Genomic DNA, 24,326 nt, shown 5'->3' on the forward strand with positions numbered 1-24,326 from the left:
TCGATTCCTGAGTTCTGAACGAACCCTAACTTTTGTATAACAAAAAAAGATTTGAAATGATTGGTAATAACGTCTCTTAGTCCGACCCAGTCTCTTGCGGGGGCCAACACCAGCAATCCGAGGCATTATTGCCAAGCTTAACGATGGTTTCACCGCCCAATTCTTTCGCCAGTGAATTTCGGTTTTCGAACCAATCGCTGCTCAGCAACCCGACCACAACCATATCGTGAAATTGACCATCTGCAAACCAGGCCTGACGCATCGACCCCTCGATCTGGCACCCCAGTCTGGCAACCAGGTCTCTGCTGCTGACATTATCCGCCCTATAATACGAAGTCAGCCGGTTCAGCCCCAGTTGTCGGAAGGCGAAATCGGCGACCAAAGCCGTCGCCCTGATACCAACTCCATGGCGGCGCACCGAATGATCGACGAACATCGCAACGACAGCATCGCGATTGATCGGCGATATCCCCTCGAGGCCGCTCATGCCGACCAGTTTTCCCGCCGAATTCTCAACAACGAACCAACACCTGCGGCCGATGGCTGAGCCGGTGAACATGTCGCTCCAGCTTTCCTCTGTCTGTGCAAGATTAAGAGGGATGCGGGACACGCGTTCGAATTTGGCTAAATCCTCTACATTTTGAAACCAGGGCAGAATTGTCTCAAGATCGGATTTTTCCAGGGGACGCAGGACATAGGTCTTGTTGCTGGGCTTTTTTTTCACCGGAATTTCAACCTTCAATAAACATCAAAAAAATAACCCGTAGAGGATAGCATGAAAATGCCACAAACAGAAAAGATGATTGTTGCAACCCAGTAAAACAAAAAAACCGGCCCGCCGATCGGGCGAACCGGTCCGTATTAAGCTGTCAGGCTCTTAGTCGTAAAGAACCGCCGCGATCTTCGGGTCGTCAATATTGGAAGCATCGTAATAGTAAAAGCCGGTGTCGATTAGGGCCGGGACTTCTTCGCCTTTCATCGCCGCGACGGCCGCCTTAACCGTTTCATAGCCGATACCAACCGGGTTCTGGGTGATTGCCCCGGTCATCAGACCGCTTTTGATCGCGTCTTTTTGGGCTTTGCCGCTGTCATAGCCAATGATGACAAGGCCTTCGGTGCCCAATTCCTGTACCCCGTTCACGACACCAATGGCAGAGCCTTCATTGGTGCCAAAAATACCATCCAGATCGGGGTTTGCAGTGAGGATCGCTTTTGTCACCTCGGTTGATTTCAGATGGTCTCCCTGCCCGTACTGAACGGTGACAACCTCGATATCAGGGTATTTTTCCGCAATGCGGTTCACAAATCCATCGCGGCGGTCAATGCCAGTGCGGCTGGTCTGGTCGTGGGCTACCACTGCAACTTTGCCTTTTCCACCAATCTTTTCGGCCATTTTGTCAGCGGCAAGCCCCGCTGCAGCTAGGTTATCAGTTGTGGCAGTAGAAACAGGAATATCACTGTCGACACCGCTGTCAAAAGCGATGATCGGGATACCCTTGTCATTTGCTTGCTTCAGCAACGGAATGGCGGCCTGACTGTCGAGTGCGGCAAAGCCGATGGCTTTTGGATTGTTTGCCAGTGCTGCGGCCAGCATGTCGATCTGACGGTCGACCATCGTTTCGTTGTCCGGTCCTTCGAATGTGATTGTGACGTCAAACTCTTCGGCTGCCTGTTCGGCGCCCTGCTTTACCGCCTGCCAGAATTGGTGCTGGAACCCTTTGGATACCAGCGGAATATAGATTTCTTCCGCCATGGCCATCGAGGCCGGAGCTGCGAGGGTGGCTGCGCTGAGCACCCCCAGAACGAAACGACGTGTTAACATGATATTCTCCTCCAGTTGGTCGTTATCTTCTTTGGTCCTAAAAATTGTTCACCCGGTCTTTTTGCGCCGCGCCATGTCTGCATAGACGGCCAGAATGATGATCGCGCCGGTGACAACGGTCTGCCATTCCTGCGCGACAGACAGAACGCGCAGCCCATTGGTCAGGACAGCCATGATAAGCGCGCCGATGAGTGTTCCCAGGATCGTGCCGCGCCCGCCGGACAGAGAGGTTCCGCCAATGACCACAGCCGCGATGGCCTCAAGTTCGTATCCCAGCCCCAAAGCGGGTTGTGCCGAGTTCAGGCGCGAGGCGATCAGGATGCCGCCGATGCCGCAAATTCCCCCGGCCAGCGCGTAGATTCGCATCTTCCAGGCGTCGGTGTTGACACCCGACAAGCGGACCGCCTCTTCGTTTGATCCCAAAGCGAACGTATAGCGGCCCAAAACAGTGCGGCTGAGGATATAGGATGCTGCAATCGCGACCAAAAACAAGATCAGCACGCCGTTCGGGATAGGTACCGAGGGGACGATTTCTCCAATCAGAGACCCGCGCGAGATCTGATCGAAACCAGGCGTGTCATTGAAATAGATCGGTCGTGTGCCCGAGATAACCAGCGATAGACCCTTGAGGATCAGCATCATGCCCAGCGTCGCGATGAAGGGCGGGATTTTCATTTTGGCCACAAATGTGCCCGAACACAGACCACAAAACGCACCCGCTGCAATGGCTGCAGCAACACCCAAAAGCAGGGGCATGCCGAGATAAGTCAGGGCCACGCCCGCAATCACGGCACAGAAGGTCATCAAAGTGCCAACAGACAGGTCGATTCCGCCCGTGATGATCACCAGAGTTGCGGCAACGGCCAGTACGCCGTTGACCGAAGTTGCCTGCAGAATGGCAATCATGTTCGAGGTTTGCATGAAGTTCGGCGATGCGATCGAAAAGCCGATCAACAGGGCGATGAGACTGGCAAAGGCCAGCAGCTTTTGATACGCGCCGCTTTCCGACAGGCCCGCCAGGGGCTTTTTCTTGTCTATTTCCGTTGCTGTGGTCATGTTGCTGTCCCTGTGACCTGCATCGCCGCCGTGCGTTGGGTGGCCAGATGCATGATGTCTTCCTGAGTGGTGTTGTTTCCGCCGGGCAGAATTCCGGTCAGCCGGCCTTCGCACATGACGGCGATGCGGTGGCTGAGGCGCATGATTTCCGGCAATTCGGATGAGATCACGATGATCGTCTTTCCCTGCGCGGCCAGTTCTTCGAGCAGTTTGTAGATTTCCGATTTTGCACCGACATCAATACCGCGCGTGGGTTCGTCAAATATCAGGATGTCGCAATCTCGCAGAAGCCATTTTGCGATGACTACCTTTTGCTGATTGCCGCCGGACAACAGGCGCACTTCTTGCACATCCGAGGGTGTGCGAATGCCAAGCTGGGCGATATAGCCCTTGGCGGTCGAGCTGATTTCGCCGTCGTTTAGTACCCCGGCAGCACTGGTGAACATATCCATCGAAGCGAGAGCGATATTGTCGCGGACATTCATCCCGGTGGCGAGGCCGAAATGCTTGCGATCCTCGGACAGGTACCCGATCCCGGCGCGCACCGCGTCCTGGGGTGAGCGGATGGGAACGCGGTGCCCATGCACGCGGATTTCGCCGCCATCTAAGGGATCAGCGCCAAAGATTGCTCGGGCCACCTCGGTCCGCCCTGCCCCCATCAGCCCGGCAAACCCCAAGATTTCACCCTTCCGGACCGAAAAGCTGACATCTTTCAGATCCGTGCCTCGCGACAGTCCTGCGACTTCCAGAGAAACCTCGGCATCGCTCAGGTCCGGCACATCCAGAGGGTCTTCGGATACTTCGCGCCCAACCATCATCGCAATGATCTTGCTGATCGGCGTGTCACTGGCACCGACAGTGCCAACATATTCACCGTCGCGCATGACAGTCACACGGTCGGCGATTTGTTTCAGCTCGTCCATTTTGTGGCTGATATAGACAATCCCCACCCCCTCGGCCCTCAGGCGGCGGATGATGACGAACAGCTCGGCAATCTCGGCGTCGTTCAGGGCCGCGGTCGGTTCGTCCATGACCAGAACCTTGGAGCGATAGGACAGCGCCTTGGCAATTTCGACCATCTGCTGCTTGGCAATGGTCAACCCGCCGACCAGCGCTTTGGGATCGAGATTCAGGTTCATCGCCCCGAAGATTTCGGCGGTTTGAGCGTTCAGCGCGGCCTCGTCCAGGCGACCAAAACGTTTCCGGGGCTCGCGTCCGATAAAGATGTTCTGCGCTACGGTAAGATCATTCATCAGACTCAGTTCCTGATGGATGATCCCGATCCCGAGGTTCTGAGCCTCACGCGGGGATGTGGGACTGGCTGATTTGCCTTGAATGGCCATGTCGCCGCCATCGCGCTGATAGATCCCGGACAGGATTTTCATCAACGTACTCTTACCCGCCCCGTTTTCCCCCATAAGCGCGTGGACTTCGCCCGAAAACAGATCGAACTGCACGGATTTCAGCGCGTGCACACCGGGGAAATACTTTTCGATCCCCTTCATTTCGACCAGTTTTTCCATCTCTCCTCCCATTTTGCCCCTACCTCTGACGAATCTGCGGCTACATAACAGCGCCGATTTGCCAGGGGACAAATTCAACGCCCCCAAAACCAAGCTCTTCGCTTTTTGTTTGTTCGCCCGATGCAACACGGATCAACATTTCGAACAACTCTTCGCCCTTGGCCTCGATACTGACCCCGTCAGTGACGATGTCGCCGCAATTCAGATCCATGTCTTCGGACATGCGGGCGAACATTTCCGAATTTGTCGCCAGCTTGATGCAGGGCGTGGGTTGATATCCGGAAACTGACCCCCTGCCCGTCGTGAACACGATCAAATTGGCACCCGCTGCGACCTGACCCGTGACTGAGCAAGGATCGAACCCGGGGCTGTCCATGAAGACAAAGCCCTTTTTGTCGATAATTTCGCCAAACCTGTAGACGTCGCGCATTGGGGCGGTGCCCCCTTTGGCCACTGCACCCAGAGACTTTTCAAGAATGGTCGTCAGTCCACCGCGCTTGTTTCCGGGGCTTGGATTGTTGTCCATCTCGCCACCATTGCGCTTGGTGTAATCTTCCCACCAATGAATGCGGTCGATCAGTTTTTCGCCGATTTCCGGCGTTTCTGCGCGCCGGGTCAAAAGATGCTCGGCGCCATAAATTTCAGAGGTTTCCGATAGGACTGTTGTTCCGCCATGGCGCACAAGCAGATCAGAGGCATATCCAAGCGCCGGATTGGCAGTGATGCCGGAATAACCATCCGAGCCACCGCATTGCATCCCGACCGTAATCGCACTGATCGGAGCGGGCTTGCGCACCGCCTGATCGGCCAGCCGCGCGATCCCCTCCAGCTCGGCAAGCCCGCGCTCGATCGTGCGGCGCGTACCGCCTTCGTTTTGGATGGTCATATAGCGCAAGGCACCGTCCTCGCGGATGGGGCGGCCATCAACCAGACTGGCCACTTGCATGACCTCACATCCCAGCCCAATCAGCAGAATGCCGGCAAAGTTCGGGTGCTGGGCGTACCCGGCCAGGGTGCGCATCAACGTAGCATAGCCGTCATCCTTGGCCGACATACCGCAGCCCGTGCCATGCACGATGGGCACCACCCCGTCCACGTTGGGATATGGATCAAGCAACCCACGTTTTAAGGCCGCTTCGGCGATGAACCGGGCTACTGAACCCGAACAATTCACTGTCGTCAGAATTCCGATATAATTGCGCGTGCCAACCTTCCCATCGGACCGGTGATACCCAAGAAAACTCCGCTCTTCGTCGATATGCGGCAAAGGGGTATTTGCGGTCGCATGAGCATAGTCCTGCTGATGGGCCCCCATACCAAGATTGTGGACATGGACGTGATCTCCGGCTGCGATATCTGCCTTTGCCTGACCAATGATCTGACCATAGCGAATGACGTTTTCTCCGGCAGAAATTGGGGCAATAGCAATCTTATGCCCACGCAGAACCTGATCCCGAAGCGGGACATTCAGCCCGCAAGGCTGCGTGCCGATCTTCAGGTCTCGGAGTGCAATGACGATATTGTCGTCCGGGTTCAACCTGACTGTATCGCGCGCTGCGGGCTGAGAAGCCTTTATTTTCTGATCTGGTTGCATCATTTTCCTGTTTGCTGATCCCGACTGCTAATCGTCGGGCACGCACTTGTCAACTAACATGTTAGTATGCTAGGTCACCAAATATGAATAAACCACAGGACATAAACGCTCTGCACCTGCGCGATATTTCTACGTCTGAGGGCTCGTTGTCTCAGCGCGTTTACCTCTCAATCAAGCATGCAATCCTGTCGTTGGACTTCGCGCCGGGCGACAACCTCAGGAAGGCGCCGATATGCGAACGCCTTGGCGTTTCGCGTGCGCCCGTGACCGAGGCGATTGCCCGACTTGCTTCCGAGGGTCTGGTGGATGTCGTGCCCCAATCCGGCACGCGCGTATCCTATTTCTCGATGTCCGAAATTCGCGAGGGCATGTTCCTGCGTGAAGCACTTGAACTTGCGACGGTCGCCAAAGTCGCGCGCGATTTGACCGAGGATCAGCGCAAGATACTGGGCCGCAACATGCGTCTGCAAGAGCTGCTGATCGAAGATGAAGATGTCCCCGGCTTTTACGAGGCGGATGAAGAATTCCACGGCCTGCTAATGAAATTCACAGGATTCAACAGGTTAAGCGACGTCGCGCAAACCGTTTCACTGCAAGTGACCAGAGCGCGAATGCTGCTGCTGCCCACCCCGGGCCGGGTGGTGGAAACGCTGGCCGAACACCGCGCCATTTTCAACGCGGTTCTTGAGAGAGATGAAAAAGCTGCACAGGACGCCATGCAACGTCATCTGGGGCAGTTGATGCCTCGGATTCAACGCTTGCAGCAGGAACAGTCCCACCTTTTCACGGACTCCCCTCATCCAATACGCGAGGCAGGATGACAGTTACCGCAACAGAGCTTCTAAATGGCCGCACGGCGCGACCCGTTCCGCTGACTCGGATGGGTTTTGGTGGCGCGCCTTTGGGGAATCTCTATCGCAAAGTATCAGACGAGGATGCGCAGGCTGCGCTGCAGGCAGCCTTTGATTTGGGTATCCGATTTTTTGACACCGCACCGCAATATGGGTTGGGCCGCTCCGAGCAACGATTTGGCCAGGCTATTGCCCGGTTCGGACGCGAAGAGATTCAACTTTCGACCAAGATCGGGCGTCTGCTGCTGGATTGCGCACCGCATCATGTCACACCCGAAGCCTTTGTTGATGTGCCGCAGAAACGTATCGTTTTCGACTATACCTATGACGGGGTCATGCGATCCTACGACGCCAGCCGCGACCGGTTGGGTGTCTCATGCGCCGATATCCTGCTTGTGCATGACGTCTGTGCGTTCAGTCAGGGCAGTCAGGAGGCATCTGATGCCAAGATCCGGGAACTGTTCGATGGCGGCGGATACAAAGCTCTGGTTGAACTTCGTGAAGCCGGTGAAATCTCCGCCATTGGAGCCGGTGTAAATGAATGGCAGGTCTGCGAAAGATTATTGGGCTTGGGCGACTTTGACGGGTTTCTTCTGGCAGGCCGTTATACCCTCTTGGAACAAGACGCTTTAGACAGCTTTCTACCCCTTTGCGAAAAGCGGGACGTGGGCATAATTCTTGGCGGGCCGTACAACTCGGGTATCCTCGCAACCGGCGCTGTTCCCGGTGCGAAATACAATTATGCTGATGCACCCGAAGACATCCTTGCCCGAGTTCGCCAGATCGAGGCTGTCTGCTCAGCCCATGATACACCACTGATCGCTGCTGCCTTACAATTTGTCCTTGGCCATCCCTGCGTCAAAACCGTTGTCCCCGGCGCGGTGAATGCTGCCGAGGTGCAGGCCAATGCGGCCCTGCTCGAACGTCAAATCCCCGCTGCGCTTTGGTCTGATCTGTGTTCGGAAGGATTGATCCGTTCCGACGCCCCCCTTCCCGGAGAGGCTGCCTATGCTGCGTAATATTGATCCCATCCTGTCGCCTGACCTGTTGTACACCCTGCGCGCTATGGGGCATGGCGATGAAATCGTGATTGCGGATGCGAATTTCCCCGGCTCCAGCTCTGGGCCGGGCTGCATACGTGCCGACGGGTCAAGCGCCAGCGAAATCCTAAGAGCTATTTTGTCTGTCATGCCGTTGGACACATTTGTGCCTGACCCGGCCCTGACCATGCAGGTTGTTGGCGATCCGGATGCTATACCTGAGGCCATAGCCGATTTTCAGACCATTATCAGCGAAATAGCGGACCACCCGGCCACGATACAGGGCCTTGAACGTTTCGCCTTTTACGACCGGGCGGCCACAGCTTTTGCGATCGTGCAAACCGGCGAACGTCGGCTGTATGGCAACATCATCCTGAAAAAGGGTGTTCTTGGATGAAGATCGACGCCCATCAGCATTTTTGGACATTGGCGCGCGAAGACTATGGCTGGCTGACACCGGATCTGGGGCCGATTTACGCGGATTTCGCGCCCGCGGATCTGGCCCCATTGCTGAAAGGAGCGGGAATTGACGGTACGGTCTTAGTACAGGCTGCGCCGACAGCTGCTGAGACCGAATATCTGCTGTCACTCGCCGAGCAGGCCCCGTTCATAAAAGGCGTTGTCGGATGGGTTGATTTTGAGGCCGCCGACGCACCGGAACAAATCGCACGACTGGCTGCCCACCCGGTTTTTGTCGGTTTGCGCCCCATGGTTCAGGACATTCCCGACCCATTATGGATGCTTAAGGATGGGTTGACACCGGCTTTTGACGCTCTGCAACAGTCAAACCTTACCTTTGATGCGCTGACCCTGCCGCGACATCTGGGGCCGCTTCAACAGCTGCTGGAACGGCACCCACATATGCGCACGGTGATTGATCACGGTGCCAAGCCCCTGATCCGGGAGGGAGTCATGGAGGGCTGGCAAGAAGACATGTCGACATTGGCCCGAAATACAAATGCCTGGTGCAAGCTTTCCGGGTTGGTGACCGAGGCCGGGGCGAATTGGACGGTAGAAGATTTGAAGCCCTATGTGGATCACCTGCTGAACACATTCGGGCCCTATCGCCTGATCTGGGGCAGCGACTGGCCGGTTTGCACATTAAACAGCAGTTATGAACGATGGCTCGAGGCGACCGATACGCTGTTAACCGGTCTGTCACCACACGAGCATCAGGCGATACGGGGCGGTAATGCTGCCCAGGCCTATGACCTCAGGAACTAGATTGATCTTTCCGAGGCTGTATGCCGATGGGATTTTGCCGTCGTGGTTCCCCGAAGCTTGGATTTTAGAAGGAGAGTGAAATAGATGATGACATCATCCGAAAACCTTGGCCGTCTGGCTGGAAAAACTGCTCTGATCACCGCTGCGGGACAGGGCATAGGGCGTGCAACAGCCGAATTGTTCGCCGCCGAAGGTGCACAGGTTTTTGCCAGCGACATCAATGATACCTCTCTGGCAGAGTTGCAGAATATCCAAGGCGTTACGTCGGTAAAACTTGACGTAACCGATGCGGCGGCATTGCAGGCCTTCGTCGCGGACACGCCCCCGTTGGATGTTTTGTTCAACTGCGCAGGATATGTGGCTGGCGGGTCCATTCTGGAATGTGATGAACGTGACTGGGATTTCAGTTTTGAGCTGAACGTCAAATCGATGTACCAGCTGATCCAATGTGCCCTGCCAACCATGCTGGAACATGGTGGCGGGTCTATCATCAACATGTCTTCGGTCGCCTCTTCGTTGAAGGGCGTTCCAAACAGGTTTGCATACTGCGCCTCGAAAGCCGCCGTAATCGGACTGACGAAATCGATCGCAGCCGATTTCGTCACACAAGGCATCCGGTGCAATGCGATCTGCCCCGGCACTGTCGACAGCCCCAGCTTGCACGACCGGTTGCGCGCAACTGGGGATTACGAGAAAGCAATGACTGATTTTATTGCGCGGCAACCCATGGGCCGCATCGGAACCGCAGATGAGATCGCGGAACTTGCGCTCTATCTGGCCAGCGATGCCAGCAAATACACAACCGGACAGCCCTTTGCCATTGATGGCGGCTGGACGATCTGAAGCAAATGAGGAATGTGAAATGAAATTGCTACGATACGGCCCAGCAGGCGCGGAAAAGCCGGGCATAGTTGATAAAGACGGCACTATCCGGGACCTGTCGGGGATCGTCGCCGATATTGCTGGGGAAGCGCTTAGCGATGAAACCCTTGCACGGCTGCGCGCGCTGGATCTTGAAACGCTGCCACCCGTCGATGCCGACAGCCGTATAGGCGCCTGTGTTGGACGTGTCGGCAAGTTCATCTGCATCGGTTTAAACTTTGCCGATCACGCGGCCGAAAGCGGCATGGACCTACCTGCTGAGCCGGTGGTCTTTTTCAAAGCGACATCCGCCATCATAGGCCCCGATGACACGGTTGAAATCCCCCGCGGGTCAGTCAAGACCGACTGGGAGGTGGAACTGGGCGTCGTCATCGGAAAAGAAGCAAAATACATCTCGGAGGATGAAGCACTGGCCCATGTGGCAGGATATTGTGTGATCAATGACCTGTCAGAACGGGATTTTCAACTGCACCGTTCAGGTCAGTGGGTCAAAGGTAAATCCGCAGATACGTTCGGCCCAATCGGTCCCTGGCTGGTGACACGGGACGAAATCCCTGATCCCCAAGACCTGCCAATGTATCTTGAGGTGAACGGGCATCGGTATCAGGATGGCTCGACCAGAACGATGCATTTCAGTGTCACAGCGGTGATCTCGCACCTGTCGCAATTCATGTCACTGCAACCCGGCGACGTGATCTCGACCGGGACACCCCCCGGTGTGGGTCTGGGGCAAAATCCGCAGGTTTACCTCAAACCTGGAGACAAGATGGAACTGGGGATCGAAGGTCTGGGGGTCCAACGTCAGAACGTTATACAGGGATAGCCCCTGGGACCTATCAAGTGGTGCTCATCCAGTTATTCTGGGTGGGTTTCCTCGGACCAGGATCGCCGGAAATTATGCGGTGATATTCTGAATCGGTTCCGGAAATGCACAGAAAGCCTATCCGTACTGGAAAACCCGGATGCAAAGGCTATCTCAGAAACGCTCAGGTTTGTTTCATTCAACAGGGCAAAAGCCCGGTCCAGCCTGAGTTCATTGTAGAACCGTCCCGGCGACATGTTAGTGTGCTGCCTGAACAGCCGCTCCATATGCCGCCGGGACAGGGACGCCTGATCCGCTATTGCCTCGAGGCTAAGCTGCGTTTCAATATTTTCGCGCATGATTTGCACCGCTTCGATCAATTTGGCATTTCGCGTGCCCAAAAGCGCCGAAACCGGCGATACCTGTTTGCTGCCGCCTTCTCCCAGCCTTCTGTGCAGGCACATTTCCGAAACATTGTTTGCCAAGGCGTTTCCAAACAATTCCTCGATAACTTCAAGCATCATGTCAGTGCTGGCGTGCCCGCCCCCGCATGTTCTAAGTTTCCCGTCAATTTCATAGAGGTTCTGGGTCGGCTCCATTGTTGGGAAGTTCTCACAAAAGCCAGGCCGGTTTTCCCAATGGACGGTAAAGTTTCTGGTTCCGATCACGCCCGCCTTTGCTAAGGCAAATGCACCGGTACAAATCCCACCGAACTCACATCCATGCGCCTTTTGGCGCCGAATCCAGTTCAGGACATTTGTGTTGAAAGACCTCATCGGTTGCGTTCCGGAACACACAAAGACAAACGCTCCCTTCTCCAGGTCATGAACCGAGTGATCCGCCTGAACACGTATGCCGTTGGAACAGGTCACGGGTTCTCCGTCGGTGGAGAGCACGTACCATTCGAACAGCTGCTTTCTGGACAGTTGATTTGATATGCGCAGAGGCTCAATCGCGGCACTGAAAGCCAGCATCGTCGTGTTGGGTAAAAGCAGAAAATAGAAGGCCTTGGGCGGCCCGTCATAGGAAACGTCCACGGAAATTGCGCCTTTTGGCAAAAAGCGCGGATTATCCATACGATCCTCTTTCATGTTTAATCCTTATAGAACGTGACCATTTTTATTGTGGCAGCCGAGGCGGCTTGAAATCAATCAACACTTTATATTCATTAGTGAATGCAAGGCTCTTGGAAAATCGGTGTCTATTTTGTATTTTGGATACAAAATTACACCAGCAGAGACTGTAACAATGCCAAGAACCCGCGCAATTCCCAGGCAAAGTTTGCCCGATGTCATCACAAATGACCTGCGCGAGCGTATTCTAAGCGGTGAGATGGCAGAAGGTGAAGCCATCCGTCAAGAAGCCTTGGCAGAAGACTATGACGTGTCACGCATGCCCATACGAGAAGCGTTAAAACGGCTTGATGCAGAGGGTCTTGTGCAGCTGACCAACAATCGCGGCGCTGCGGTGACAAGACATTCGCTGTCAGAAATCGGTGAGATATTTGACCTGCGGATAATGTTGGAGGTCGACCTGTTCAGGCGTGCAATTCCACAGATGACCGAAGCAAATTTTGCCGAATGCGAAAGGTTTCTGGAAGAAATGGAAACGTCCTACGAAGCCTATGATGTCGGGCGGTGGGGTGGTTTGAACTACGAATACCACAATGCGCTTTACGCTGCAGCAGGCCGTGGGATCACCAATGATATACTACAACGGATCAATCTACAGTCCGATCGCTATGTCCGTATGCACCTGAGCGTTATGGAACAACGCGAGCCCGCGAAAAAGGACCATCGCCAACTGCTGACGCTGGCCGAGAATGGGCAAGTTGAGGAAGCCTGCGCGCTGTTGACCCAACATATTGGGCGTACAAAAGACCATTTGCTTGCGATGGTCACCGCAACGCGCAGTTCCGAGAGCTAACCTAACCCAGCGGATGCAGGCATGCAGCCTGATGGGTTGTTCCTTGCAGATCGGGTGGTGCCGCACGGCATTCGTCAGTTGCCAGCCAGCATCGCTGAGCAAAGGCACATCCCTTGGGGATATTCATCGGTGAGGGCAACTCACCTTCCAGCTTGATCCGTTCCTTACGCGCCTCGGGGTCGGCACGCGGTGTCGTCGACAACAACGCTTTGGTGTAAGGATGCCGGGGCGCCGCGAACAACTGTTCTTTCGGAGCTTTCTCGACTGCGCGTCCCAGATACATGACAATTACGTCATCAGCGAAATGCTTCACCACAGACAGGTCATGCGAGATGAACAGGTAGGCCAGGTTCAGACGCTCTTGCAGTTCAACCAGCAGGTTCAGGATTTGTGACTGGATCGAAACATCCAGCGCCGATACCGGCTCATCCAAAACCAGAACCTTGGGGTTCAGCATCAGGGCTCGGGCAATCGCAATCCGCTGCCGTTGGCCACCCGAAAACATGTGGGGGTAGCGATCATAATGCTCGGGGCGCAGACCGACAAGATCAATCATTTCGCGTGCGCGAGTTTCCCGTTCCGCAGCGGTCATATCGGGCCGGTTGATGATCAGAGGTTCCTGCAGGATCTGACCGATCCGTTGTCGCGGATTAAGCGAACCATAGGGATCCTGAAACACGATCTGCACGTTTTCGCGCATCTCAGCCCATTTTGACGGGGTGATATCGACGCCGTCGATGGTCAGTGTTCCAGAAGTGGGCTCTTCAATCATCGTTACGACGCGAGCGAGGGTGGATTTACCGCACCCGGACTCTCCTACAATGGCCAGCGTCTTGCCAGGCTCTAGGGCAAAATCCACACCGGAAAGGGCTTTGACCGTTGCCGATTTCGACAGCAATCCCCCTTTGACCTCATAGTGCCGGGCCAACGCGTTTGCCTGAACGATCGGGGCGGTCATGCCAATTCTCCAGCGGTGATTTCCTTGACGTGGTGACAGCGGGCCTTGCCGAAATCTGCTCCATGCGGAGCGGGTGGTGTGTTCCGGCACAGGTCATCGGCGAATTGGCATCGCGGGCTGAACAAGCAACCTTTGGGACGGTCAAATTGACCAGGAACAACACCTGGAATCGTCGGCAGCAATTTCGAAGTTGCCCGTTCAGGCAAAGCGTTCAGCAAAGCTGAGGTATAAGGATGGCGCGGTGTGCGGAATAGATCGCGTACCGGCTGTTCCTCGACCTTTTGACCGGCATATTGGACCTGAACCCGCTCGGCGGTTTCTGCCACAACACCCATGTCATGGGTAATCAGAACAAGGCCCATCCCCTGCTCATCGCGCAATCGGACCAACAGATCCAGAATCTGCGCCTGAATTGTTACATCAAGCGCGGTAGTGGGTTCGTCCGCGATCAGAAGTTTCGGGGTGCAGGCAATCGCCATCGCGATCATGACCCGTTGATTCATGCCGCCCGACATCTGATGAGGGAACGTATTCAGACGGCTCTCAGGTGCCGGGATACCCACCAGGTCAAACAGCTCAATCGCGCGGTGATGACGGTCTTTGCGGTTTAGCCCCAAATGGATACGCAGTGCTTCCTTGATCTGGAAACCGACCGTGAAACAGGGGTTTAGCGAAGACATCGGCTCTTGAAAGATCATGGCAATATCTTTGCCGATGATCTTGCGCCGATCCCGTGCCGAGATTTTAGTCAGGTCGCGACCCTCAAAGCTCATTTCATCTGCAGTGATTGTCGCCGTCCATGGCAGCAACCCCATCAGCGCCAGCATTGAAACGGATTTCCCCGAGCCGCTTTCCCCGACAATGGCCATCAACTCGCCCTTGTTGACAGACAGATCAACGCCATCCACAGCGCGGAACTCACCCGACGCAGTAGCAAACTCGACCGAAAGATTTCGGATTTCCAACAGGCTCATGTCGTCAGCTCCGTTTCAGCTTGGGGTCCAGCGCGTCGCGCAGACCGTCGCCCATCAGGTTGATTGCCAGCACCGTGACCAGAATGGCCAGGCCCGGGAAAGTTACCACCCACCAGGCGCGCAGAATGAATTCGCGCGCTTCGGCCAGCATCGTGCCCCATTCAGGCGTTGGCGGCTGCGCCCCCATGCCCAGAAAGCCAAGTGCCGCAGCATCCAGAATCGCGGTCGAGAAGGACAGCGCCGCCTGGACAATGATCGGCGCCAGACAGTTCGGCAGCACGGTTTTGAACATCAGGCGTGCCTTGCTTGCACCGGCCACACGGGCCGAGGTCACATAATCTTTTTGCCGTTCGGCCAGAACCGAGGCGCGGGTGAGGCGCACGTAATGTGGTTGAAACACAATGGCGATGGCGATCATTGCATTGGTCAGAGACGGGCCCAGAATGGCGACCAGAACCAGTGCCAGCAGCAGTGACGGAAAGGACAAGATAATATCCATCACGCGCATGATCATCGTATCGACCCATTTGGGTGCAAACCCGGATAGCAGGCCAAGAACCACACCGCCTGACACGGCCACACAAACCACGACGATCCCGACAAAGAAGGAATAGCGAGATCCCATAATCAGCCGCGACAGCATATCCCGGCCCAGTGGATCAGTCCCCAGCGGGAAGGCCCAACTGCCGCCTTCCTGCCATGCCGGAGGCTGCAGGATATGCTCGCGGAACTGTTCGGTTGGATCGTAGGGGGCCAGCAAAGGTGCGAAGGCAGCGCAAAAGACAAAGGCGGCGAATACCCACAGGCCAATCACCGCGCCGCGGTTTTCACTGAAATAAAACCAGAATTCGCGCAAGGCGCTTGGGCGGTCTTCGGTTTTGGGTGCGTTTGCGGATAGTTCAGCCATCACCGCCTCCGGATTTTTGGATTGATGATGCCATAAAGGACATCGACCAGTAGGTTCACCAGCATCACGATCACGGCGATCATCAGAAGACCGCCCTGCACCACCGGGTAATCGCGCCGGAAGATGCTGTCGACCATCCACTTGCCGATGCCCGGCCAGCTAAAGATCGTCTCGGTCAGAATTGCACCAGCCAGCAAAGTTCCAACCGACAGGCCGATCACCGTAATCACGGGGATCAACGCATTACGCAGAGCATGCAGCCCGTTGATCCGAGTGGGTGACAGGCCTTTTGCCCGCGCGGTACGAATGTAGTCCTCGCCCAAAACCTCAAGCATCGCCGAGCGCGTCTGACGCGCAATGACAGCCAGCGGGATCGTCCCCAGAACAATCGTTGGCAGAATCAAATGCCGAACAGCCGACGTGAATGCCCCGGGTTGCCCCGACAAAAGACTGTCGATCAGCATAAAGCCGGTCACGCTGGGGAAGTAATACAGAAGGTCGATCCGACCCGAAACAGGCGTCCAGCCCAGGTTGCCCGAGAACACGATGATCAGCAGCAGCGCCCACCAGAAGATCGGCATCGAATATCCCACCAGCGCAGATGACATCAGCGCCCGATCAAAGAATTTGCCCCGGTTGACTGCGGCAATGACACCGGCGGGCAACCCAAGGGCCACCGCGAAGATCATCGCGCAGATCGACAATTCCAGCGTCGCTGGGAACAGGGCAAAAAACTCGTCCCAGACCGGTTTCTTGGTGACAAAGCTTTCGCCCAGATCGCCCTGCATAACGCCGGTCAGATAGTCCCAATATTGTTGGAGGACCGGCTTGTCGAAGCCCAGTTTGACCACCATTTCCTGATAGCGTTCCTCGGACATTCCGCGTTCACCGGCCATGACGATGATCGGATCACCGGGCAAAACCCGAATGAACATGAAGGAGATAAGCGTTACACCCAGGAATGTCGGAATGAACATACCGAGACGAGAAAGAAAGTAGCCAAACATCAGCGACCTATGATTGTGAGATCTTTGGGAAAGTGGGTCAGCGACCGACAGCCATCCCCTGTAACAAGCACGTCATCTTCTATGCGCACGCCGAAATTGTCCAGCGCGTATAGGCCCGGCTCGTTTGTCCAAACCATGCCCGGAAGGATTTTCTGGTCGTTTCCACGCATGATATACGGCGCTTCGTGAACGTCGCGGCCCAGCCCGTGGCCCGTTTTAGTGCGGATCCGATCGGCATAGGGTGACGCTTCGAGCACGCTGATCACGGCATCGTCGATATCATGCGCCGTGACACCGGGACGGCAGGCTTTGAACCCTGCCAGATTGGCGCGCAGAACGGTGTCATAGACCGCCCTGCCCTCGTCCGAGACCTCTTCGACAAAGAATGTCCGGGTGATGTCGGCGGCAAACCCATGTTTGCGGGCTCCGAAATCAAACAAAAGCGCATCGCCCGGTTTGATCTGGTAATCCGCCCGCGCCTTACCATGGGGCCGCGCCGAGTTATCCCCGGCGGCAACAATCGGCGAAAATGCCAGCGAGGCGGCGCCTTCCGCAAACAGCGCCTGAATCAAGGCCTGTTCAATCTGCAATTCGGTCTGACCGACGCGCACATCCGCAATCACGCGCTCTAACGCGCGCTCAGAGATGTCGATCGCGGCTTGAAGCGCCGCGATATCGTCTTCTGTCTTGATAATGCGCAAGTCAGAAATTTCACGCTCGGCATCGACAATCCGCAGGTCCGGTAACGCGTTGGTAAGCGCTTTCGACACAAAGACTCGCATCACCTGCCCTTCCACAGCCAGCGATGTCAGCGGCATATGCTTGGCGAGGGCTGCAAAGGCGTCATCATATCCGGTCTGGTCGAACCAGTCGAAAACGGCGCCTTCAAATTCAACCAGGTCCCAACTGCCGAGCTCAAGGTTGGGAACGATGGCCGCAGGAGAACCTTCGCCGGGGACCACGACCACAAAGGGCCGCTCGTGGCTCATGAAAGGTTTTCCCAATGCACGGGTGAAATTCGGGCCGGGCACAAGGGCCACGGCATCAACTGACATGTCCTTTGCCAGTTGACGGTACTCGGACAAATTCGGCATCAGGGCCGACCTCCAATAAGAAACCGGAGCCGCCACGCGGGCGGCTCCGGTCGGTAAGTGATGAATTATTCGACGCTCACACCGTAGAAGATGTGGCCGCCCAGCGGGTGCACTTTATAGCCCTGCACTTCGTTGCGCATCGGCATAAAGACCACCGAGTGTGCGATCGTTGCCCAAGGCGCCTGCTCTTTGAAGACCACCTGAGCGTCTTCGTACAGCTTGGTGCGTTCGGCCTGATCAGTGGACTGCTTGGCCTTGAGGATCAGCTCTTCGAAGGGCTCGTGGCACCACTGCGCCCGGTTCGAGGCTTCGCGTCCGTCACAACCCAGCAGAACCGCCAAGAAGTTGTCTGGATCGCCATTGTCACCGGTCCAACCCAGCAGAACGGCTCCGTCACGGTCCAGATCTTTCGAACGCGACAGGTATTCACCCCATTCATAGGACACGATTTCGACGTCGACACCAACCTTGGCAAAATCCGCTTGGATCAGCTCGGCCATACGGCGTGCATTCGGGTTATAGGGACGCTGTACCGGCATAGCCCAAACCTTCATCGACAGGTCGGATACGCCTTCGGCTTCCAGCATCGCCTTGGCCGCTTCGGGATCATACGCGTCATCGGTGATGGCGTCGTTATAGCCCCACATGGTTGGCGGGATCGGGTTCTTGGCAACTTGGCCCGAGCCCTGGAACACGACGTCGATGATCGCATTCTTGTCGATCGCCATGTTCAGCGCCTTGCGGACCTTCGGATTGTCGAACGGTGCCATGGTGGTGTTGTAGGCGAGGTAGCCGACGTTCAGGCCTTCCTGCTCCAACATGTTGATATCTGCATCGTCCTGCATCGCTTGAATGTCGGCCGGGTTCGGATAAGGCATGATATGACATTCGCCCGCTTTCAGCTTTTGATAGCGAACCGATGCATCCGGCGTGATAGCGAAGATCAGGTTCTCCACATCCGCAGGGGCCTTCCAGTAGTCGGCATTCTGCGCATAGCGGATCACCGCGTCTTTCTGGTAGGCTACAAACGAGAACGGACCAGTCCCGATCGGTGCTGTGTTCAGCTTCTCAGGCGTACCCGCGGCCATCATCGCATCCGCATATTCCGCAGACAGGATCGAGGCGAAGTCCATCGCCATGTTGGCCACAAAAGGCGCTTCAGGCTTGGACAGGGTGAACTTCACTGTGTAGTCGTCGACTTTTTCAATCGACTCGACCAGGTCCGGCATACCCATGCCCTGGAAATATTCCCAGGTACCACCAGATACCTGATTATAGGCATGGCCTTCATCCTTCTGGCGCATGAACGAGAAGATCACGTCATCAGCATTGAAATCACGCGTCGGCGTGAATTCGTCATTCGAATGGAATTTGACGCCCTGACGCAATTTGAAGGTATATTCCAGACCATCATCGCTGGCCTCAACGCTTTCCGCCAGACCGGGGATAACATTGGTAGTACCGGTCTCAAACTCGAGCAGACGGTTGTAAATCGGGTGTGACGAGGCATCAAAGGTTGTCCCTGCGGTAAATAGCGCCGGGTCAAAGCCTTCGGGTGATCCTTCCGAGCAATATACCAAAGTATTTGCTTGGGCCGCAGCACTGGACAACGCAATCGCTGCAGTTGCGGCCATCAATCTAAGTTTCATGAGTTTCTCCCAGAAATGTTTTTTCTTCAGATTTTCGCGTTGTTCTAATTTCTAGTCAGAACAATCTTTGATGACTGTCACCGCCGCGAAATCCCTGCCCAATGTATCCAAAATACAAAATCCATTGTCAACTGAGTTCACCGCCCAGCGATCAGGAAGTAAAAAAGAGGGCAGGTACAGCGTTATGATTTGCCTGGTCGGGCCTGTTTTCTAACTGATTTCGGTTCTTTGGCGATTAGAGCCAAGCAGTGGCGAAGCCACCGGGCAGGAGCGTCCGAACTCTTGAATGCCATCAATCCTAAATGCCGCGGGCTTCAGGGATCGACCTCCACATCCATATCTTGAATCGAGTCGATCCGACCCAAATGTCAGGCGCCGTAACGGGCCATGAACATGTCGACAGCCTGCAGCGCGACCTCTTCAATCTCAGCCTCTGAAAAGCTGCTTTGAATGCCGAATGTGGATCGGGGCCAAAGGCGGACCTTGCACAATTCCGAAAACTGTTCAGCGGCAAATTGAAGGTCCTCGATAACCAATTCGCCTTTATTCACCGCTTTTTGCAGATATTCTGCAAGTTGCCGGGTGCCATTTTGCGGCCCCGCCTCATAGAAGGCGCGGCCAAGTTCGGGGAACCGATCTTGCTCGGCCACGCAGATTCGGAACACCTGCTGCGCAAAATCCGACACCAGAAATGCGGCCAGCTGGGTCGCAGCGATGGTCAGCACCTCGCGTGCGGGTTTTGTATCGTCAACCATCGAAACGACATTCTCAGCCATACGGCAGCATTCGTTCTGAGCAACCTCCATGAAAAGAAGACGCTTATCCGGGAAATAGCTGTACAAAGTCGCCTTGGAAACACCCGCTGCGCGCGCAATGTCATCTACACTAGCTCCTTCGAAACCATCTGCCATGAACACTGATCGGGCTCCTTGCAGGACCTGATCAAATTTTCGGCCTGTTCGCAAAATGGCAGTTGCTTCGGACATGCGCTCTCCTTCAGGGGTGGATTCGTCGAATCTATAAACTGATCAGTTCAGATACAACGATTCGCATAGGATTTCGGCCATGGGCAGGCGGGATTATGGTAATTTTTCCGTTAGGTCAGTCCGCGAAGTTCGTTCGGCGGGGCCTGATTGGCCAGGGGTTGCCGCCAGAGAAAACCGTGCTAACACTCTGGCCATGGCTGATATTTTTCTGCGTACGCTGCCGTTCTTTGCGATTATCGGACTGGGGTATTGGGCTGGGCGCAGTCGGTTCTTCTCGGAAGAAGCCACGGCCTATCTGACGAAATTCGTGTTCTATTTCGCACTTTCGGCAATGTTGTTCCGCTTTGCCGCCACCCTGCCCTTTGCCGAGATATTCGACGGCAGATTGGTCGCGGGCTATCTGCTGGGAACGCTTACGGTTTATGCTCTGGCCAGTCTGATCGCGTGGATGCGCGGCCTTGACATACCAACCTCTGCCGTCGAAGCCCAATGCGCTGCGATCGGCAATGTGGGCTTTCTGGGGCTGCCGATGCTTGCGCTTTTGTTCACCGAAGCAGCAATCGGCCCGGTCATGCTGGTATTGACTGTCGACCTTGTGGTGTTTTCCTCGCTGATCGTGATTTTGATCAATGCCGGACGCGATGGGCGGCTGACGCCGGCAACATTTCGGTTGATTGGCCTCGGTTTGATCAAAAACCCGATGATCGTATCTATTTCAGCGGGGCTTTTGTGGTCAGCCTTCCAAATTCCCGTGCCCGTTCCACTGAACGATTTTCTGACAATCCTGGGCGGGGCAGCCACTCCGGGAGCCTTGTTTGCGATAGGGGCATCGCTCGCCAGCAAATCCGCCGAGCGTGTTCAGATTGCTGCCTGGCTGAGTTTTTGCAAGCTGATCATTCATCCGCTCTGCGTTGCTGTCTTCTTAATCTGGCTGATCCCGGCGGAAAGCTTCTCGGCTTCGGTTGCCATTGCAGCGGCAGCACTGCCGGTCGCTGGGAATGTCTATATGCTGGCGGCCTATTACGGGGTCGCACCCCATCGGGCTTCGGCCGCAATTCTCTTGTCTACCGTGGTCAGCATCCTGACACTGCCACTGGTGATTGCCATAGCCGGAACATTCTAAGCCACAGATAGGGAAAATACTCGCTGGCCGCAGGAACACAGACTTTACGCACGGACCGAGTAACGATAGCCATGGCGCGAACCTAACGTAAGGACGGAACCAAATGGAAACCCTTTCGGAAAACGCTTGTTTCGGAGGCGTCCAGGGCGTCTATCGCCACGCCTCGGCTGCCTGCCAATGCGACATGACTTTTGGACTGTTCCTGCCCGCCGAGGCAAAGGACGGCCCGGTTCCGGTTCTATGGTATCTGTCTGGTCTGACCTGTACCCATGAAAACGCCATGACCAAGGCCGGGGCGCAGGCCTGGGCCGCGGAACAGGGTATCGCCCTTGTTTTCCCTGACACATCCCCGCGCGGCGAAGGCGTTGCCGATCACGAGGACTACGATCTGGGCCAGGGCGCGGGGTTTTATGTGAATGCCACGCAATCACCCTGGGCACCGCACTTCAACATGTGGGACTATGTGGCCGAGGAATTGCCCGCTCTGCTGGTTGAAACCTTTGCAATCGACGCAGACCGCCAGGCCATTACCGGCCATTCCATGGGCGGCCATGGCGCCCTGACATTGGCAATGAACTTACCGGGCCGGTTCCGATCGGTTTCGGCATTTGCACCGATTTCAAACCCAACAAGCGCCGATTGGGGCCGCAAACAACTGAAGGCATATCTGGGCGATGACGCGGCCCAATGGGCCAAGCACGACGCATCGCTGATGATGAAGAACACCGGTTTCGACGGCCCTGTCCTGATCGACACCGGCGACAATGACCAGTTCATCGACCTGTTGCGCCCCGAGGCGCTGGCCCAGGCGATAGCCGAACGTCGCCAACAGGCAGTTTTCCGTCTGCAGCCCGGCTATGACCATTCTTACTTCTTTGTGTCGACCTTCATGGAAGACCACATCACTTTCCACGCCGAAGCACTGTATGGAGACTGAGGCATGAGCAAATACGACTATGACCTGATCATTGTCGGGTCCGGCCCTTCCGGTCGTTCGGCGGCGATTCAGGCAGGCAAGTTGAAACGCCGGGTGCTGGTTATCGACCGCAAGGATCGATTGGGTGGGGTCTCGGTCCATACCGGGACCATCCCGTCAAAAACTCTCCGCGAGACAGTGCTGAACCTGTCTGGCTGGCGCGAGCGCAGCTTTTACGGGCGCTCGTACCGGGTAAAGGATCAGATCCGGGCCGAAGACCTCAAGGCTCGGTTGCACATGACGCTGGACCATGAGGTCGACGTGCTGGAACATCAGTTCAACCGGAACCACGTGGAAACCTTAAATGGTCTGGCAAGATTTGTCGGTCCCCACGAGATTGAGGTTGCAACCGACGCAGGCGAAACCACACGTCTGTCCGCCGCAAAGTTCCTGATCGCCACCGGAACCAAGACCTATCGTCCCGATTATGTGCCCTTCAACGGGAAGACCATCGTCGATGGCGATGATTTTCTGGAGATGGCCGAGATACCGCGTTCGCTATGCGTGATCGGGGCCGGTGTAATCGGTGTGGAATATGCCACGATGTTTTCCGCGCTTGATGTACGTGTCACCCTGATTGAACCCCGCGAGACGTTTCTGGATTTCATCGACAGCCGGCTGATCCACGACTTTACCCACCAAATCCGCGAAAACGGCGTGGATTTGCGGCTGGGCTCTGCCGTTGAAAAGATCGAAGATGGAGGTAGCCACGTAGAAGTGACGCTCGAGAATGGACGACATGTCCGGGCCGAGATGTTGCTGTTTGCCGCCGGGCGGATGGGCGCGACCTCGGCCTTGAATCTGGATGCGGTCGGGCTGACAACCGATCACCGCAACCGGATTGAGGTCGATCGCAAGACCTATCAGACAGCGGTACCGCATATCTATGCGACCGGAGATGTAATCGGACATCCCTCGCTGGCATCAACCTCGCTGCAGCAGGGGCGCGTGGCGGCATGTCACGCGTTGGAGACCCCGACCCTGCCGGAAAGCCCCTGGTACCCTTACGGCATCTATTCGGTGCCCGAGATATCCACCTGCGGCATGTCCGAAGAAGAGTTACAGGAGCGCGATATCCCTTACGAGGTTGGCGTCGCGCGATTCCGCGAAACTTCTCGCGGGCATATCATGGGGTTGGAACATGGCATGTTGAAGATGCTGTTTTCGCTGAAAACCCGCCGGGTTCTTGGTGTGCAGATCGTAGGCGAAGGCGCGACTGAGCTGATCCATATCGCACAGGCTGTATTGAACCTGAAAGGCACAGTGGATTATTTCGTTCAAAACACATTCAACTACCCGACCTTGGCCGAGGCTTATAAGATCGCTGGTCTGGATGCGTTCAACCGGATGCCCATCCCCGAGGAATTCAAGGTCAAGAAGAAGCCTGCCGAGAAACAGGCAAAGAAAGCGTGACAACCCTGTACATAGACGCAGATGCCTGTCCAGTGAAGGCCGAGGCCGAGCGTGTAGCGACCCGACATAAGATTCCGATGGCTCTGGTTTCGAACGGTGGCCTGAGGCCTTCGGCCAATCCTCTGGTACAGGTTGTGATCGTGTCCGCAGGTGCGGATGAGGCCGATAAATGGATCGCAGAGCGTTGTGGTACAGGGGACGTGGTTGTGACCTCAGACATTCCTTTAGCCGCGAAATGTGTTGAAGCAGGTGCGCGTGTATTACGTCACAACGGCGAGGCCTTTACCGCCGCCAATATTGGTCAGCAACTGGCGATGCGCGACCTGATGGCAGACCTGCGTTCGGCAAACCCTCTGGGCGCCGGGGGCGGTGGCAAGCCTTTTGGCAAGGCCGATAGGTCCCGGTTTTTGGATGCGTTGGAACGGGAATTGCGGGCGGCACTAAGGGCGTGACCCTCCCGCCCGTCACAGACGCATCAGAGATGCGTCCCCTCCGGTTGGGCCGGGCAGCGCTGCGCGC

General features: G+C 55.9%; 24 protein-coding genes. 11 read left to right on the forward strand and 13 right to left on the reverse strand.

The features are described 5' to 3' along the window. Nucleotides 1-76: 76 nt before the first annotated feature. The 5 genes from AC2FH6_RS13920 to AC2FH6_RS13940 all read right to left on the reverse strand — a co-directional run bounded on the left by AC2FH6_RS13920 (nt 77) and on the right by AC2FH6_RS13940 (nt 5,995). Nucleotides 77-724 (reverse strand): GNAT family N-acetyltransferase, encoded by a 648-nt coding sequence (locus AC2FH6_RS13920; RefSeq protein WP_246097210.1) that lies wholly within the window; start codon nt 722-724, stop codon nt 77-79. A 153-nt stretch (nt 725-877) separates the two neighbouring features. Then, nucleotides 878-1,822 carry an ABC transporter substrate-binding protein gene (locus AC2FH6_RS13925; protein WP_271948847.1) on the reverse strand — a complete coding sequence of 315 codons (945 nt, stop codon included), beginning with the start codon at nt 1,820-1,822 and terminating at the stop codon, nt 878-880. Between the two features lie 48 nt (nt 1,823-1,870). Beyond that, nucleotides 1,871-2,878 carry an ABC transporter permease gene (locus AC2FH6_RS13930; protein WP_496697017.1) on the reverse strand — a complete coding sequence of 336 codons (1,008 nt, stop codon included), beginning with the start codon at nt 2,876-2,878 and terminating at the stop codon, nt 1,871-1,873. Continuing rightward, nucleotides 2,875-4,401, reverse strand: coding sequence for a sugar ABC transporter ATP-binding protein (locus tag AC2FH6_RS13935; protein WP_496703194.1), 1,527 nt, complete (start codon nt 4,399-4,401; stop codon nt 2,875-2,877). The genes AC2FH6_RS13930 and AC2FH6_RS13935 overlap by 4 nt, the downstream gene beginning before the upstream one ends. 40 nt (nt 4,402-4,441) lie before the next feature. After that, on the reverse strand, nt 4,442-5,995 hold the full coding sequence (locus tag AC2FH6_RS13940) for a UxaA family hydrolase (RefSeq protein WP_496703234.1): 1,554 nt from the start codon (nt 5,993-5,995) through the stop codon (nt 4,442-4,444). Nucleotides 5,996-6,078: 83 nt separating this feature from the next. On the opposite strand from AC2FH6_RS13940, the gene AC2FH6_RS13945 reads away from it, so the two are divergent. From AC2FH6_RS13945 to AC2FH6_RS13970, 6 genes are all read left to right on the forward strand, one after another. Continuing rightward, nucleotides 6,079-6,816: a GntR family transcriptional regulator gene (locus tag AC2FH6_RS13945; protein ID WP_281995093.1), complete on the forward strand. Its 738-nt coding sequence runs from the start codon at nt 6,079-6,081 to the stop codon at nt 6,814-6,816. Beyond that, nucleotides 6,813-7,865: an aldo/keto reductase gene (locus AC2FH6_RS13950; RefSeq protein ID WP_496703195.1), complete on the forward strand. Its 1,053-nt coding sequence runs from the start codon at nt 6,813-6,815 to the stop codon at nt 7,863-7,865. Before AC2FH6_RS13945 ends, AC2FH6_RS13950 begins: the two co-directional genes overlap by 4 nt. Then, the gene (locus AC2FH6_RS13955; RefSeq protein WP_142636301.1) at nt 7,855-8,283 is read left to right on the forward strand and encodes an RbsD/FucU family protein; all 429 of its coding nucleotides are present in this window, start codon (nt 7,855-7,857) and stop codon (nt 8,281-8,283) included. Before AC2FH6_RS13950 ends, AC2FH6_RS13955 begins: the two co-directional genes overlap by 11 nt. Beyond that, complete coding sequence (locus AC2FH6_RS13960) at nt 8,280-9,110, forward strand: amidohydrolase family protein (protein ID WP_496703197.1); 831 nt, start codon at nt 8,280-8,282, stop codon at nt 9,108-9,110. The genes AC2FH6_RS13955 and AC2FH6_RS13960 overlap by 4 nt, the downstream gene beginning before the upstream one ends. An 84-nt stretch (nt 9,111-9,194) precedes the next feature. Further along, nucleotides 9,195-9,953 carry an SDR family oxidoreductase gene (locus AC2FH6_RS13965; protein WP_496701870.1) on the forward strand — a complete coding sequence of 253 codons (759 nt, stop codon included), beginning with the start codon at nt 9,195-9,197 and terminating at the stop codon, nt 9,951-9,953. Between the two features lie 19 nt (nt 9,954-9,972). After that, on the forward strand, nt 9,973-10,815 hold the full coding sequence (locus tag AC2FH6_RS13970; RefSeq protein ID WP_496693755.1) for a fumarylacetoacetate hydrolase family protein: 843 nt from the start codon (nt 9,973-9,975) through the stop codon (nt 10,813-10,815). A gap of 32 nt (nt 10,816-10,847) precedes the next feature. On the opposite strand, the gene AC2FH6_RS13975 is transcribed toward AC2FH6_RS13970, so the two are convergent. Beyond that, nucleotides 10,848-11,885: a GlxA family transcriptional regulator gene (locus AC2FH6_RS13975; RefSeq protein ID WP_246097212.1), complete on the reverse strand. Its 1,038-nt coding sequence runs from the start codon at nt 11,883-11,885 to the stop codon at nt 10,848-10,850. 157 nt (nt 11,886-12,042) lie between these two features. Between AC2FH6_RS13975 and AC2FH6_RS13980 the strand changes: the two genes are divergently transcribed. Further along, complete coding sequence (locus AC2FH6_RS13980; RefSeq protein WP_496701866.1) at nt 12,043-12,720, forward strand: GntR family transcriptional regulator; 678 nt, start codon at nt 12,043-12,045, stop codon at nt 12,718-12,720. Nucleotide 12,721: 1 nt separating this feature from the next. Here AC2FH6_RS13980 and AC2FH6_RS13985 read toward each other — a convergent pair whose 3' ends face one another. The 7 genes from AC2FH6_RS13985 to AC2FH6_RS14015 form a co-directional block, all read right to left on the reverse strand. Beyond that, on the reverse strand, nt 12,722-13,678 hold the full coding sequence (locus AC2FH6_RS13985; RefSeq protein ID WP_496703199.1) for an ABC transporter ATP-binding protein: 957 nt from the start codon (nt 13,676-13,678) through the stop codon (nt 12,722-12,724). Then, on the reverse strand, nt 13,675-14,652 hold the full coding sequence (locus AC2FH6_RS13990) for an ABC transporter ATP-binding protein (RefSeq protein WP_496701864.1): 978 nt from the start codon (nt 14,650-14,652) through the stop codon (nt 13,675-13,677). Before AC2FH6_RS13990 ends, AC2FH6_RS13985 begins: the two co-directional genes overlap by 4 nt. Nucleotides 14,653-14,656: 4 nt before the next feature. Next, the gene (locus AC2FH6_RS13995) at nt 14,657-15,559 is read right to left on the reverse strand and encodes an ABC transporter permease subunit (protein WP_185956667.1); all 903 of its coding nucleotides are present in this window, start codon (nt 15,557-15,559) and stop codon (nt 14,657-14,659) included. Then, nucleotides 15,559-16,566, reverse strand: a complete 1,008-nt coding sequence (locus tag AC2FH6_RS14000; protein ID WP_142636316.1) for an ABC transporter permease subunit — start codon at nt 16,564-16,566, stop codon at nt 15,559-15,561. Before AC2FH6_RS14000 ends, AC2FH6_RS13995 begins: the two co-directional genes overlap by 1 nt. Then, nucleotides 16,566-17,660 (reverse strand): M24 family metallopeptidase, encoded by a 1,095-nt coding sequence (locus tag AC2FH6_RS14005; RefSeq protein WP_496703202.1) that lies wholly within the window; start codon nt 17,658-17,660, stop codon nt 16,566-16,568. The genes AC2FH6_RS14000 and AC2FH6_RS14005 overlap by 1 nt, the downstream gene beginning before the upstream one ends. A 65-nt stretch (nt 17,661-17,725) precedes the next feature. Next, entirely contained in the window at nt 17,726-19,309 is a 1,584-nt protein-coding gene (locus AC2FH6_RS14010; RefSeq protein ID WP_142636319.1) for an ABC transporter substrate-binding protein, read from the reverse strand. 368 nt (nt 19,310-19,677) lie between these two features. Further along, nucleotides 19,678-20,295 carry a TetR/AcrR family transcriptional regulator gene (locus AC2FH6_RS14015; protein WP_142636321.1) on the reverse strand — a complete coding sequence of 206 codons (618 nt, stop codon included), beginning with the start codon at nt 20,293-20,295 and terminating at the stop codon, nt 19,678-19,680. A 193-nt stretch (nt 20,296-20,488) separates the two neighbouring features. On the opposite strand from AC2FH6_RS14015, the gene AC2FH6_RS14020 reads away from it, so the two are divergent. The 4 genes from AC2FH6_RS14020 (at nt 20,489) to AC2FH6_RS14035 (ending at nt 24,259) form a co-directional block, all read left to right on the forward strand. Beyond that, nucleotides 20,489-21,418: an AEC family transporter gene (locus tag AC2FH6_RS14020; RefSeq protein WP_496703204.1), complete on the forward strand. Its 930-nt coding sequence runs from the start codon at nt 20,489-20,491 to the stop codon at nt 21,416-21,418. Nucleotides 21,419-21,521: 103 nt separating this feature from the next. Beyond that, the gene (gene fghA / locus AC2FH6_RS14025) at nt 21,522-22,355 is read left to right on the forward strand and encodes an S-formylglutathione hydrolase (protein WP_142636325.1); all 834 of its coding nucleotides are present in this window, start codon (nt 21,522-21,524) and stop codon (nt 22,353-22,355) included. Between the two features lie 3 nt (nt 22,356-22,358). Further along, nucleotides 22,359-23,807, forward strand: coding sequence for a Si-specific NAD(P)(+) transhydrogenase (gene sthA, locus AC2FH6_RS14030; RefSeq protein ID WP_142636327.1), 1,449 nt, complete (start codon nt 22,359-22,361; stop codon nt 23,805-23,807). Beyond that, complete coding sequence (locus AC2FH6_RS14035) at nt 23,804-24,259, forward strand: YaiI/YqxD family protein (protein WP_281972917.1); 456 nt, start codon at nt 23,804-23,806, stop codon at nt 24,257-24,259. Before sthA ends, AC2FH6_RS14035 begins: the two co-directional genes overlap by 4 nt. The last annotated feature ends 67 nt before the right edge of the window (nt 24,260-24,326 follow it).

The sequence above is a fragment of the Ruegeria sp. CDSC045 genome (genome assembly GCF_059610725.1).